Consider the following 13,632-nt stretch of genomic DNA (forward strand, 5'->3'; position numbering starts at 1 on the left):
ATGGTGAGGAGGCGCATAGCGCCGTCTCGAACCATGAACTGGTCTGGCTCTGTGTTTGCAGCCATCCTTCGAGACGCGACCTGCGGTCGCTCCTCAGGATGAGCGACGGAGCAGGCTAAATCCAGCCCTGCAATTCGCGCAACACGAGCTGGCGGATCACATCCATGCCCTCGTCGCTGTCATTCAGGCACGGGATCGCGGAAAATTTCTCGCCGCCATTGTGCAGGAAGATCTCGCAATTCTCCTGCGCGATTTCTTCGAGGGTTTCCAGACAGTCCGCCGAGAAGCCCGGCATGACAACGGCCAGACGCTTCACGCCGTCCTTGCCCAGCTGCTCGATGGTCTTGTCCGTGTAAGGCTGCAGCCACGCATCGAAGCCGAAGCGCGACTGGAAGGTCAGCAGCAGCTTTGGCGCATTCGGCCCCATCCGCTTGCGCAGCGCTTCCGTGGTCGCGACACACTGCGCCTGATAGGGATCGCCCTTGTCGATATATTTCTGCGGCATGCCGTGGAACGAGGCCACGATCATCTCCGGCACGAAATCCAGCGTCGCCAGATGCTTGTCGATGGAGATGGCGAGTGCATCGATATAGTCGGGCTCGTCATAATATGGCGGCGTGACACGCAATGTCGGCTGCGCGCGCATGCCGGCGAGCACGCGGAAAGCCTCGTCGCAGACGGTGGCCGAGGTCGCGGCGGAATATTGCGGATAGAGCGGCACCACGAGGATGCGATCGCATCCCTGCTCCGTCAGCGCCGCGATGCGGGAGCGGATCGAGGGATTGCCGTAGCGCATCGCCCAATCTACCACGAGATGGGTGTGGCTGCCGAGCGCCGCACCGAGCTTGTCGGACTGCGCGCGCGTAATCGTCTTCAGCGGAGATTCGTTCTTCTCCATATTCCAGATCTTGAGATAGTCCTTGGCCTTCTTGCGCGGGCGCGTGTTCAGGATGATGCCGTTCAGCACCAGCTTCCACAGCAGGCCCTGATTTTCGATCACGCGGGCATCGGACAGGAATTCCTTGAGATAGACGCGCACGCCCTTGGCATCCGCCGTATCGGGCGTGCCGAGATTGACGAGCAACACGCCGACCTTCTCAGGCAGATCGGCGACGGTTCGGACGGGATGGGGCTCGGTCATGATGCCGCTGGCTTCGCGCTTCGGACCAATCTTGTCAATTAGAAACACCTTACCGGCTCGGTGCCGAGATAGCCGAGCAAGAGGCCGACACCGAACACCAGCACCACAGCCGCAGCGCCGAACTCGATGCCGCGCATCAGCAGCGCACCGGAGCCATCCTTGCTGCCGGCGAGGCGTGCGGCAAGCCCCTTGGCGGAGACGGCGATCACGGCGATGGTCGCCACCGTAATGGCGGTGCCGAGGCCCATCACGAAGGTTGCCGCGATGCCGGCCCAGAACAGGCCCTGCGCCAGCGCGAAGACCAGCACCAGGATGGCGCCCGAACACGGCCGGATGCCGACGGTGAGGACTGCCGACAGGCCGCGCGCCCAGCCGCCGGGACCAGCGAGCTGATCCGGCGTCGGGCCATGGGAATGGCCGCAATGCTCGTCGTGGACATGATGATCGTGATGCGCATGAGCGTGAGCTTCTGCATGCGCCGTATGGGCGTGGGCGTGAGCATGCGCGTGGCCATGATCGTGGTGATGGTGATGATCATGCCCGTGATCGTGGGAATGGCTGTGCGCATGCGCGGAGGCGTGCGCTACCGCCAATTGCGGCCCGACCGAGCCGAGCGACGGCCGCAGCGCGCGGAAGAAACCGCGCCCTTTCACCCAGACCAGCCGCGCGCCAAAGAGGGCGATCAGGCCATAGCTGGCGATCTCGATGACGCGTTCGGTGCTGCACATGGTGCGCGCCGTGACATTCAGCAGCCATGCACCGATGCCGACGATCAGCACCGCCACCAGCGCCTGCATCAGCGCCGAGACGAAGGACAGCGCGATGCCGCGCTTCGCCGTCTCCTCATTGGCGACGAGATAGGACGAGATCACCGCCTTGCCGTGACCGGGACCGGCGGCATGGAAGATGCCGTAGAGAAAGGAGATGCCGAGCAGTGTCCACACCGCACTGCCATCGGATTTGGCAGCGCGGATGGTCGTGGAGATCGCGCGATAGAATTCGGATTGTTTGGTCAGCAGCCAGCCAATGACGCCGCCCACTTGTGAGTCCGGTACGGCGCCTTTGGGCGCGCCGAAGGGATTTTGCGCGAAGGCCGCATGCACGGATGCATCAGCGATGACGATGCAGGCCAGCGCGGCGAGCGCAGCCGCGACAACCACACGCGATTTGATCATGGGCAGTCCACCGTCACCTTGTTGGCGAACATCGCGCCGAAATTGCTGTTCTCGCCATTCGTAAAGGTGTCTTCATTCATTGTCTGCGCCTTGGACGCTCCGTCCGACGGACGCTGGATCGCCATGGCGCAGGAGGCCGGCGCACCGACGAGCTTGATCGGGTCCTTCTTCTCCAGACTGAAATCGATGAAGAAGGAGGGATCGAACACTTCGAGCGCGAGCTGCTTGGTCTTGACGGGCGTCTTGAACGGCAGCGTGAAGTGCAGCGTGAGGCCGGCGTCCGTCTTCTCGAGATAGTAATCGACGGGCTCGTTGAAGTGTTCTTTCTTGCCGTTCGCTTTGGCAAAGGTGAAGAACTTGTATTCCTGCAGCGACTCCACATTGGTCTGCGCCAGCGGCGCCAGATCCTCGCGGGTGTAGACGCCCGGCGTCTTTGTCGCGAGGCCCTGCAGCGCGTAGGTCGAGAACATGTCGTCAAACGTCCAGGCGTGGCGCACGCCCGTGATGGTGCCGTCCGGCGCATAGAGCAGCTCGCTCCTTGCCGCGACGAAGACGTGCGGATGCGCGGCAGCAGTCGCGATGCCACCAATAAAGACTGCGATCAGAGCAAAAAATCCAAAGAGACGTCGGATCACGTTGTTCACCTCAAGCGACCTCAGGCCGCATCCAACAGACCGCGCCGCCGCAGCAGTGCATCCGCTTCCGGCGCACGACCACGGAAGGCCACATAAGCGGCCTCCGGATCAACCGCGCCACCCGACGAATAGATATCGTCATGCAGCCGCTTCGCCGTGGCAGGATCGAAGATGTTGCCGGCTTCCTCGAACGCACCGAACGCATCGGCATCCATCACTTCCGACCACATATAGCTGTAGTAGCCGGATGCGTAGTGATCGCCGGAGAAGATGTGACCGAACTGCGTGGGCCGGTGGCGCAGCGCGATTTCCTCGGGCATGCCGATCTTTTCCAGCTCCTTCTTCTCGAAGGCTGCGACATCCGCGCTCGCCGACGCCGGCTGGGTATGAAATTCGAGATCGATCAGCGCCGAGGACACGAACTCCACCGTGGCAAAGCCCTGGTTGAATTTGCGGGCCGCAATGAAACGCTTGAGCAGATCGTCCGGCAACGCCTCGCCGGTCTGATAGTGCTTGGCGAATTGCTGCAGAACCTCGGGTCGCTCCTGCCAGTGTTCGTAGAGCTGCGACGGCAGTTCGACGAAATCGGTGAACACCGAGGTGCCCGACAGTGATGGATAGGTGACGTTGGACAGCATGCCATGCAGGCCATGGCCGAATTCATGGAACAGCGTGCGTGCATCGTCCGGCGACAGCAGCGATGGCTGCCCATTGGTGCCCTTGGCGAAATTGCAGATGTTCAGCACCAGCGGTGCGGTGTCGCCGTCGAGCTTCTGCTGGTCGCGCAGCGAGGTCATCCAGGCACCCGACCGCTTCGATGAGCGTGCGAAGTAATCGCCGTAGAACAGCGCCTTGTGCTCACCCTTGGCGTCCTTGACCTCCCAGACGCGCACATCGGGATGCCAGACCGGCACATCCTTGCGCTCATGGAAGGTGATGCCGAACAGCTTTGTCGCCACGTCGAATTGCGCAGCGATCATGTTGTCGAGGGCGAGATAGGGCTTGATCGCCGCATCGTCGAAATTGGCGCGGCGCTGGCGGAGTTTTTCGGCGTAGTGGCGCCAGTCCCAGGCAGCGAGCTTGAAATTACCGCCCTCCTCCGCAATCAGGTCCTGCAGCGCGTCGCGATCCGCGAGCGCGCGGGCCCGCGCCGGCTTCCAGACGCGCTCCAGCAGATCGCGCACCGCTTCCGGCGTCTTCGCCATGGAGTCTTCGAGGCGATAGGCAGCGAAGGTCGGATAGCCCAGCAGCTTCGCGCTTTCCTCGCGCAGCTTCAGGATTTCGACGATGGTCGTGTTGTTGTCATTTGCGTTGCCATTGTTGCCGCGCTGGATGAAGGCCTTATAGGCCTTCTCGCGCAGATCGCGCCGCAATGAGCTCTGCAGGAACGGTTCCATCGACGAGCGCGAGGTGGTGACGATCGCCTTGCCGGGCTTGCCGCGTTCTTCGGCAGCAGCCTTGGCCGACGCGACAAAACTGTCGCTGAGCCCCTCGAGATCGCCCTCGCCGAGCTCCATCGACCAGTCCTGCTCGTCGCCGAGCAGGTGATGGCTGAAGGTGGTGCCGAGATGGGCGAGGCGTTCGTTGATCTCGGCCATGCGCGCCTTGGCAGCCTCATCGAGGCCCGCGCCGGCGCGGTGGAAGCGCGTATAGGTCCGCTCCAGCAGGCGCGCCTGTTCGGGCTTGAGATGCAGGCTCGCGGCATTGTCGCGCAGCGCGGCGATGCGGCCGAACAGCACCGCATTCATCATGATGGGATTCCAGTGCCGCGCCATCCGCAGCGACACCTCCTTGTCGATCTCCAGGATCGCCGGATTGGAATGCGCCGAGACGAGGTCGTAGAACACCGACGCCACCTTCGAGAGCAGCTTGCCGGAGCGCTCCAGCGCCGTGATCGTATTGGCGAAATCCGGAGCCGAGACATCGTTGACGATGGCGGCGATCTCGCCGGCGTGATCGGCAAAGGCCTGCTCGAAGGCCGGCATGAAATGCTCCGGCTGGATCTCGTCGAAAGGCGGGGTCTCGAACGGGGTCTGCCACGGTTTCAGGAGGGGGTTATCGAGACCTTTCGACGCAACCGGCGAAACCTGCGTGTCCGACATCATAAATCCTGCTTTGCGGCCCAAATCACGCGTGGAGCTATACCACGCCTAGGGCCTTTTTGAGGCTCATTAGCGCTTGCCGCAGCAGGCTTTTTCGTTAGATTGCGGCCCGAAACAGGACCTTATCGACCATGACCACTTCCACCGGCCCCCGCCGCATTTACTGGCCCAGCGTCATCACCGTCATTTCGGCGGCGATCCTGATTGGCGCCGAGGTTTTTGGCGCGGCTTTTGCGGGTGGATGGGCGCTGTCGATCCTGTTCGGGCTCGACACCTTTGGCGAGCATGTGCTGCAGGCCGTGCTGTTCCTGTGCGGCGTCGCCGTGATGGCCGCCTTCATGCGCACCGCCGCGCGGATCGAGCCGTTCACGCGCCGCGGCTGAGCTTGCCGCTGTCGTTGCCCGGCTCGACCGGGCAATCCAGTACACACCGACGCCTGTGGTTCATCACGAACGGCGCCGCTTACTGGATCCTCCGCTTTCGCGGAGGATGACAAGTGCGAGCAGACTCCCCGATCAGATCCCCTGACCACCCGACACTTCAATCCGCTGCGCATTCACCCAGCGATTGTCCTCTGACAACAGGCCCGCGATCATCGGGCCGATATCGTCGGGCACACCGGCACGGCCGAGTGCCGTCATGTCGGCGAACACCTTGTTGATCTCCGGATTGTCGCGCACCGCGCCGCCCCCGAAATCGGTCTCGATCGCGCCCGGTGCCACCGTATTCACAGCGATACCGCGGCTGCCCAGCTCCTTCGCCATATAGACCGAGAGCACTTCCACAGCACCCTTCACAGCCGCATAGGCGCCGTAGCCGGGGAATGACACCCGCGTCAGGCCCGTCGACAGATTCACGATGCGCCCGCCATCGGCCAGCACGGGCAGCAGCGCCTGGGTAAGAAACAGCACGCCCTTGAAATGGACGTCCACCAGCCAATCAAACTGCGCTTCGGTCGTATCTGCGATCAATGCGTAGTCACCATGCCCAGCATTGTTGACGAGGTGGTCGAACGTGTCGCGGCCGAATGTCGTCTTCAGCGCCGCGCGCAGGCGCTCGGCGAAGCCGGCAAAGCTGGCGACGTCGCCGCTGTCGAATTGCAACGCCACGGCCTTGCGGCCAAGCGCCTCGATCTCGGCAACCACGGCCTGGGCCTCTTCGGCACGGCTTTGATAGGTGATGACGACATCGCCGCCGTGGCGGGCGACACTGAGTGCCGTATTGCGGCCAAGGCCGCGGCTGGCACCGGTGACGAGGGCAATCTTGTTGCTGGTGATGGTCATCGTGAGTACTCCTCTGTGAGGTGTTGGAGTGCCTTGAAATACGGCGGCCCTGCCCGACCGTAGTTACCGGAACCTCGGCGTTTCTTGCCTAATCCTCCAATAGCCAAGCCAGCCGGCCCAGGATGAGTTAGGATGCCGCATGACCGAAAACCTGCTCGCTGCCGTCCGCCGCTATGTCGAGGCCCACGCCGATGCCACCGGGCTTGCCCAAACGCCCGTGCCCGGCCTGACCACGATCCGCTCCCTCGCGCCGACCGGGCTGGTCCATGCCATTGTCAGCCCGTTGGTTTGCCTGGTGCTGCAGGGGACCAAGCTGGTGACCATCGGCACCAAGACCTTCACCTTCAATGCCGGCGACAGCCTGTTGATCACGGCGGACGCACCGACCGTGAGCCAGATCACCTCTGCCAGCGCCTCCGAGCCCTATCTCTCGCTGGTGCTGCATCTCGATCCCGCGGTCATCGCTGAGCTCTCGCTGCAGATGAAGACGGCGCCCGTCGCTGACAATGCCGCCGTGCGATACGAGCCCACGGACGGCGAAGTCAGTGACGCCGCGCTGCGGCTGATGCGGCTGCTCGATCGCCCGGAATCCGTCCCGGTGCTGCATAGCCAGCTCGTCCGCGAATTGCATTACTGGCTGCTCACCGGTCGCCATGGCGCAGCGATCCGCCGGCTCGGCTGGCGGGATAGCCACGTCCAGCGCGTGACGCGCGCGGTGTCGATCCTCCGCGATGAGTTCGCGCAAACGCTTCCGATCGAGCGCCTCGCAGCAGCAGCGGGCATGAGCCCGTCATCCTTCCACGAGCACTTCCGCAGCGTCACCTCGCTGTCGCCACGGCAATTCCAGAAGCAGCTGCGGCTGATCGAGGCGCGTCGGCTGATGATGTCCGAAGGCGCGACGGCCAGCAGCGCCGCTTTCGCCGTCGGCTATCTCAGCGCCTCGCAATTCACGCGCGAATATGGCCGCATGTTCGGTACTCCGCCTGCGCGCGATGCCGAGGCAGCACGGAGCTGGGCGGAGAGCGCAGCGTAGCTTGCCGGCCTGCACTCAATCCCTCATGGTGAGGAGGCGCGTAGCGCCGTCTCGAACCATGAGTTCGCCTGGCCCGAGTGCGCGGCCATCCTTCGAGACGCGCGCTTTGCGCGCTCCTCAGGATGAGGGCTGGAGTGGAATATGAGCATGCGACCATCCTCCGCAGCGCTCACTTTGATACTTCACATCTCCGACAAGGAATCGTTGCAAACTACTTGCCGGCTAGGCCCAAACGCGCTTCCGCCGTTAATGTTTGTTCATCTTCCCGGCACTCAGTGCGACCTCTTTGCAACGCCTCGACCCCGCGTCGATAAAATTGCCCCCTCACCCAAAAAAGTTGTTGCGGAGGGGGGCCAAAGAACCTATTTGCGGTCTTGCCCAATTTCGCACGTGCCTGTGGTCGTGTGTCAGTCGGTAGGTATCCGGACAAGAGGCCGGACAGCCGCCAAGGGGCGAAGAAGCCGAGGGTCGCTCGAAAATCTCTTCACGAGATATTGCGAGAGGCCAGCATCTCTCTCCAGGGATGCCGTTGAAGGCAACTTTGCTCTTTGCAACCGTGACTGGCAGCCGGAGGCGAACCGGCGCACCTCGTTCTCAACGGGGGACGCGACTTAAAGCAACGACGGATCGGGCTTTTTTGGTCTCTACCGGCAGTCCAACGCCGGCGCGGGCTACTGAAAAGGCTTGTCCTTCATTGCCAGGTGTGCGGGCGGGAAATCTCCCAACCAATCCACGGCAGCACAGTTTGATCCGAGCGTTTTGGCTCGTTGCGCCTCCATCGCGTGACGTCGCCGGAAAGCATCGGACTGACGCATCTATTTGCGCCCCTTCTCGCGAAGGGCGTCGGGAGAGTGCTATGACCGAACGTATCCAGGAATTCCTCCGCGCACGCCGCAATGAGGGTCTCGATACCGAGCCGTGCCTGGTCGTCGATCTCGACGTCGTGCGCGACAATTTCCAGACCTTTGCCAAGGCGCTCCCGGACTCCCGCGTATTCTACGCGGTGAAAGCCAACCCGGCGCCGGAAGTGCTCTCGCTGCTGGCATCGATGGGCTCGTGCTTCGATTGCGCCACCGTGGCGGAAATCGAGATGGCGCTCGCCGCTGGCGCCACGCCGGACCGCATCTCCTATGGCAACACCATCAAGAAGGAGCGCGACATCGCGCGCGCCGCAACGCTCGGCATTCGCATGTTCGCCGTCGACTGCGCGCCGGAAGTCGAGAAGGTTGCGCGCGCCGCACCGGGCGCCAAGGTGTTCTGCCGCATCCTGTATGATTGCGCCGGCGCCGAATGGCCGCTGTCGCGCAAATTCGGTTGCGATCCGGAAATGGCCGTCGACGTGCTCGATCTCGCCAAGCGTCTTGGCCTCGAGCCGGTCGGCATCTCGTTCCATGTCGGTTCGCAGCAGCGCAAGGTGAAGGCATGGGACCGCGCGCTGGCGATGGCCTCGTCCGTGTTCCGTGACTGCGCCGAGCGCGGGATCAACCTCACCCTCGTCAATATGGGTGGCGGCTTCCCGACCAAGTATCTGAAGGACGTGCCGCCCGTGCTGCAATACGGCCGCTCGATCTTCCGTGCGCTGCGCAAGCACTTCGGCAATGCGATCCCGGAAACCATCATCGAGCCGGGCCGCGGCATGGTCGGCAATGCGGGCATCATCGAGACCGAGGTCGTGCTCATCTCGAAGAAGAGCGACGAGGACGACAATCGCTGGGTCTATCTCGACATCGGCAAGTTCGGCGGTCTCGCCGAGACGATGGACGAGTCGATCCGCTACGCGATCCGCACCCCGCATGACGGCGCGGACATGGCGCCCTGCGTGCTCGCCGGCCCGACCTGCGATTCGGCCGACGTGCTGTATGAGAAGGCGCCGTATCCGCTGCCCGTCACGCTGGAGATCGGCGACAAGCTGCTGATCGAAGGCACCGGGGCGTATACGTCGACCTATTCGGCGGTCGCCTTCAACGGCATCCCGCCGCTGCGGACGTATCATATCTGATCTTTCTTACCTCTCCCCGCTTGCAAGGAGAGGTCGGAGCCGGGCGTAGCTCGGATCCGGGTGAGGGGGCTCTCCACTCGCTCCGAGCAAGTGGAGAGCCCCCTCATCCGTCGCCGCTGCGCGGCGCCACCTTCTCCCCGCAAGCGGGGAGAAGGAAAACCCGTCACTCACCGGAATGACAACACTCCGCGCACCACGCGGAGTGGGGAAACATGCCATGACCGATCTGCACGAGACCAACATCATCGCCCCGACCATCGCAGCCGCTCCGTTCGTGATCCGCGCGGAAACCGGCTCCGACATCGCCGCCCGTGAAGCCCTGCTGGATGTGTGCTTCGGCGCCTCGCGCCATGCCCGCACCTGCCAGCGACTGCGTGACGGACGACTGCCCGCAGAAGGCCTCGCCTTCTCGGTGGATTTCGAGGGCCGGCTGGTCGGCACGATCAGGCTTTGGCATGTCGATGCCGGGGGCCGAGCAGCACTCATGCTCGGCCCCCTGGCCGTCGATCCCGCACTGCGCGCTCTCGGCATCGGTGCGGCGCTCATGAAGCATGCGATCACCGAAGCTGCGGCACGCGGTCACGGCGCCATCCTGCTGCTTGGTGACGCGCCCTACTACGCCCGCTTCGGTTTCACGCCGGACCGCATGGACACGCTTGCGCTGCCCGGCCCGTTCGAGCGCGAGCGCCTGCTCGGCCTCGAACTGAAGCCGGATGCGCTGGATCGCGCACGGGGCATCATCCTGCCGAGCGGTAAGCGGGTCCGTCGTGCAGAGGTTGGGTTCCAGCCATTCGCCCACGCGGCTTGATTTGACGGCCAGGAACCGGCATTGCGGGGCTCATCTCTGCAGGAGAGCCAGCCATGACGCGCCAACTGATTTCTTCGGGATCGCCGTTCGAAAAGCTCGCCGGTTACAGCCGCGCAGTGGTGGATGGCGATTTCTGCTTTGTCGCCGGAACCACCGGCTATGATTACACAACCATGATCATGCCGACCGATGTCACGGCGCAGACATACAACTGCTTCAAGACGATCAGGAACGCGCTGGAGGAAGCCGGCTTCGCCATGGCCGACATCATCCGCGCCACCTATTACATCACCAGCGCCCAGGATGCGGACGCCGTCTTCATCGTCTGCGGCGAACATCTCGGCCAGATTCGCCCGGCTGCAACACTGCTCGTGGTCGCAGGACTTTACCGGCCAGAGATGAAGGTCGAAATCGAAGTGACGGCAAAGCGTCGCTCGTAAGGCCGTACAGGCCACACACCGTTATTCCGGGGCGCCGCGCCAGCGGCGAACCCGGAATCCCATCATGAAAAGATTCCGGGTCTGCGCCGAAGAGGCGCATCCCGGAATGACGAAAGAGAAAGAGAATTCGATGACGCATCCGATCTACGCGAAGATCACCGGCCCCATCGTCATGGTTGGCTTCGGCTCCATCGGTAAAGGCACGCTGCCGATGATCGAGCGCCACCTCGACTATGACAAGTCGCGCGTCACCGTGCTCGATCCCAAGGACGAAGGCCGCAAGGCGCATTGCGAACAGCAGGGCGTGCGCTTCATCCAGCAGGGCGTCACCAAGGAGAACTATCGTGAACTCCTGACCCCGCTGCTCACCGAAGGCGGCGGCCAGGGTTTTTGCGTCAATCTCTCGGTCGATACCGGCTCCACCGACATCATGGAGCTCTGCAACGAGATCGGCGCGCTCTATATCGACACCGTCAACGAGCCATGGCTCGGCTTCTATTTCGACGCCTCCAAGGGCCCGGAAGCGCGCTCCAACTACGCGCTGCGTGAAAACACGCTGGCCGCCAAGAAGGCGCGCAAGCCCGGCTCGACCACGGCCGTGTCCTGCTGCGGCGCCAATCCCGGCATGGTCTCGTTCTTCGTCAAGCAGGCGCTGCTCAACGTCGCCGCCGACCTCAAGCTCAACGCACCGAAGCCGAAGACCAAGGCCGAATGGGCCGACCTGATGCGCCAGGCTGGCATCAAGGGCATCCACATCGCCGAACGTGACACCCAGCGTTCGAAGAATCCGAAAGAGCCGGATGTGTTCGTCAACACCTGGTCGGTGGAAGGTTTTCTGTCCGAAGGCGTGCAGCCGTCGGAACTCGGCTGGGGCACCCATGAGAAGTGGATGCCGGAAAACGCCAAGACCCACGAAGCCGGTTGCGGCGCTGCGATCTATCTGATGCAGCCCGGCGCCAATACCCGCGTACGCACCTGGTGCCCGACGCGCGGCGCGCAATATGGCTTCCTCGTCACCCATAACGAGTCGATCTCGATCTCGGATTACTTCACGGTGCGCGACGCCGCCGGCAACGCGGTCTATCGCCCGACCTGCCATTACGCCTATCACCCGGCCGACGATGCCGTGCTGTCGCTGCACGAGATGTTCGGCCGCGCGGCGAAGATGCAGGAGAAGCATCACATCCTCGAAGAGGACGAAATCGTCGACGGTATCGACGAACTCGGCGTGCTGCTGTTCGGCCACGACAACAATGCCTATTGGTATGGCTCGCAGCTCTCCATCGAGGAGACACGTGCGCTGGCGCCCTATCAGAACGCCACGGCGCTGCAGGTAACCTCTGCCGTGCTCGGCGGCATGGTGTGGGCGCTGGAAAATCCGAATGAAGGCATCGTCGAGGCCGACGAAATGGATTTCGACCGCCTGCTGGAAATCCAGACGCCCTATCTCGGCCCGGTGAAGGGTTACTATACCGACTGGACGCCGCTCGAAGGCCGTCCGGGCCTGTTCCCGGAAGAGCTGGACACGAGCGATCCGTGGCAGTTCAAGAACATCCTGGTTCAGGGCTGGTAAAATTGAGCCGTAGGGCGGATGAGGCGCAGCCGTCATCCGCCAGCGGAGTTTCAGTTGTGGACTCGGCCGGCGGATTACGCTTCGCTCATCCGCCCTACGGCCTATATTCGATTTTCGAGGACGCACACCGTGTCATACGCAGAACGAGCGACCGCGCAGCTCGAAGCCATCCGCGCCAAACTCATTCCGCTGGATGACTATCGCAAGCTCCTGAATGGCGACGAGCTGGTGTCGGACTGGGTCGTGGTCGATCAGTCCATGATCAACACCTTTGCCGACGCCACGCATGACCATCAGTTCATCCATGTCGATCCCGACCGCGCGAAAGAGACGCCGTTCGGCGGCACCATCGCGCATGGCTTTCTGACGCTGTCGCTGCTTTCGACGCTGGCCTTTGACGCGATGCCGGGCGTGCAGCGATCGCGCATGGGCGTCAATTACGGTTTCGATCGCGTGCGCTTCAACAGCGCGGTGAAAGCCGGCGCGCGCGTGCGTGGAAAATTTCGGCTGGTGGGTTTGACCGAACGCGCCGTGTCGATCCAGTCGGCCTGGGACTCCGTGGTCGAGGTCGAAGGCACCAAGAAGCCGGCGCTTGAAGCGCACTGGATCACGGTGGCGATGATCGATCCGAACGCAGATTGAAATTCGATCTGTAGGATGGGTTGAGCGCAGCGATACCCATCACCGCAAGCGCCCGGCCGTGATGGGTATCGCTTCGCTCAACCCATCCTACAAACGAGCGATATCGATCTCGCGGCGCATGAAGCGTCCGAGGTGTGAGCATTTCTCCCCTCGAGACATGAGGGGAGGTGGCACGCCGCAAGGCGCACTTGGGTGGACTTAACGCTGCTCCTGCCTGCTGGATCGCCAGCAAACCTGAGAAGCGCAACGCCTTACGGCGCGCCACCGCGACGTTCTTACTGATCGAAGGACCGTTCTTCCGGGTACTGGGCACTCCCCTTGGGAGTCATCCGACGGATTTCTCCGCCTTCGCCCGCACCGCGTCCAGCCGCGCTAGCGGCAGGGCCCCGTAGTGGGCCCGGACGGTGACCCTCGACCACCCGAGTGCTGGGGGATACGTCCTCCCCCGGCCCGCAGGCGCCGCATCCACGTTCCGTTCAAAGACGTCTCATGAGAACGCCCCTCACCGAACGAGACGGGAGGAGTATGGCGACGATGGGAATTTTGTCAAGAACGAAATAGGAACATTTTCGCGCGAGCGGCGATCTTTCTTCTCCCTCCCCCAAGCGGCGAAGCCGCGCAGCGGGGAGGGTGGCGCGGCGAGCGAAGCGAGGAGACGTGACGGGTGGGGTGTCTCCACAAGCGCGACGTCACGTGGGGCGCCCCACCCGGCGCTACGCGCCACCCTCCCCGCTGCGCGTGGCTACGCCACGCTTGGGGGAGGGAGATCACCAGCCTCCGCGCGTCATTGCTCACAAACAA

12 protein-coding genes are annotated in these 13,632 nt (G+C 63.1%); 7 read left to right on the forward strand and 5 right to left on the reverse strand.

All coding sequences use genetic code 11. The features are described from left to right. Nucleotides 1-115 precede the first annotated feature (115 nt). The 4 genes from hemH to ACIQ2A_RS16495 are packed head-to-tail and all read right to left on the reverse strand — an operon-like array spanning nucleotide 116 to nucleotide 5,053. Complete coding sequence (gene hemH / locus ACIQ2A_RS16480) at nucleotides 116-1,141, reverse strand: ferrochelatase (RefSeq protein ID WP_398481109.1); 1,026 nt, start codon at nucleotides 1,139-1,141, stop codon at nucleotides 116-118. Nucleotides 1,142-1,179: 38 nt separating this feature from the next. Then, on the reverse strand, nucleotides 1,180-2,316 hold the full coding sequence (locus tag ACIQ2A_RS16485; protein WP_398481089.1) for a nickel/cobalt transporter: 1,137 nt from the start codon (nucleotides 2,314-2,316) through the stop codon (nucleotides 1,180-1,182). Beyond that, complete coding sequence (locus tag ACIQ2A_RS16490; RefSeq protein ID WP_398481112.1) at nucleotides 2,313-2,948, reverse strand: DUF1007 family protein; 636 nt, start codon at nucleotides 2,946-2,948, stop codon at nucleotides 2,313-2,315. The genes ACIQ2A_RS16485 and ACIQ2A_RS16490 overlap by 4 nt, the downstream gene beginning before the upstream one ends. A 23-nt stretch (nucleotides 2,949-2,971) precedes the next feature. Next, nucleotides 2,972-5,053 (reverse strand): M3 family metallopeptidase, encoded by a 2,082-nt coding sequence (locus tag ACIQ2A_RS16495; RefSeq protein WP_398481091.1) that lies wholly within the window; start codon nucleotides 5,051-5,053, stop codon nucleotides 2,972-2,974. 131 nt (nucleotides 5,054-5,184) lie between these two features. Between ACIQ2A_RS16495 and ACIQ2A_RS16500 the strand changes: the two genes are divergently transcribed. After that, nucleotides 5,185-5,436: a hypothetical protein gene (locus tag ACIQ2A_RS16500; RefSeq protein ID WP_398481093.1), complete on the forward strand. Its 252-nt coding sequence runs from the start codon at nucleotides 5,185-5,187 to the stop codon at nucleotides 5,434-5,436. A 132-nt stretch (nucleotides 5,437-5,568) separates the two neighbouring features. Here the strand turns inward: ACIQ2A_RS16500 and ACIQ2A_RS16505 are convergent, their stop codons facing one another. Next, the gene (locus ACIQ2A_RS16505; protein WP_398481095.1) at nucleotides 5,569-6,336 is read right to left on the reverse strand and encodes an SDR family NAD(P)-dependent oxidoreductase; all 768 of its coding nucleotides are present in this window, start codon (nucleotides 6,334-6,336) and stop codon (nucleotides 5,569-5,571) included. 139 nt (nucleotides 6,337-6,475) lie between these two features. Here ACIQ2A_RS16505 and ACIQ2A_RS16510 point away from each other — a divergent pair, with 139 nt between their 5' ends. The 6 genes from ACIQ2A_RS16510 to ACIQ2A_RS16535 all read left to right on the forward strand — a co-directional run bounded on the left by ACIQ2A_RS16510 (nucleotide 6,476) and on the right by ACIQ2A_RS16535 (nucleotide 12,831). Then, nucleotides 6,476-7,369 carry an AraC family transcriptional regulator N-terminal domain-containing protein gene (locus ACIQ2A_RS16510; protein WP_398481097.1) on the forward strand — a complete coding sequence of 298 codons (894 nt, stop codon included), beginning with the start codon at nucleotides 6,476-6,478 and terminating at the stop codon, nucleotides 7,367-7,369. Between the two features lie 856 nt (nucleotides 7,370-8,225). Then, nucleotides 8,226-9,368, forward strand: a complete 1,143-nt coding sequence (locus ACIQ2A_RS16515) for a type III PLP-dependent enzyme (protein WP_398481099.1) — start codon at nucleotides 8,226-8,228, stop codon at nucleotides 9,366-9,368. Nucleotides 9,369-9,585: 217 nt separating this feature from the next. Then, nucleotides 9,586-10,176 (forward strand): GNAT family N-acetyltransferase, encoded by a 591-nt coding sequence (locus ACIQ2A_RS16520; RefSeq protein WP_398481101.1) that lies wholly within the window; start codon nucleotides 9,586-9,588, stop codon nucleotides 10,174-10,176. A 53-nt stretch (nucleotides 10,177-10,229) separates the two neighbouring features. Then, nucleotides 10,230-10,616, forward strand: coding sequence for a RidA family protein (locus tag ACIQ2A_RS16525; RefSeq protein ID WP_398481103.1), 387 nt, complete (start codon nucleotides 10,230-10,232; stop codon nucleotides 10,614-10,616). 130 nt (nucleotides 10,617-10,746) lie between these two features. Next, complete coding sequence (locus ACIQ2A_RS16530; protein WP_398481114.1) at nucleotides 10,747-12,189, forward strand: homospermidine synthase; 1,443 nt, start codon at nucleotides 10,747-10,749, stop codon at nucleotides 12,187-12,189. Nucleotides 12,190-12,318: 129 nt separating this feature from the next. Next, nucleotides 12,319-12,831 (forward strand): MaoC family dehydratase, encoded by a 513-nt coding sequence (locus ACIQ2A_RS16535; protein ID WP_398481105.1) that lies wholly within the window; start codon nucleotides 12,319-12,321, stop codon nucleotides 12,829-12,831. Nucleotides 12,832-13,632 lie beyond the last annotated feature (801 nt).

The organism is Tardiphaga sp., from assembly GCF_044336785.1.
Taxonomy (GTDB): Bacteria; Pseudomonadota; Alphaproteobacteria; order Rhizobiales; family Xanthobacteraceae; genus Tardiphaga.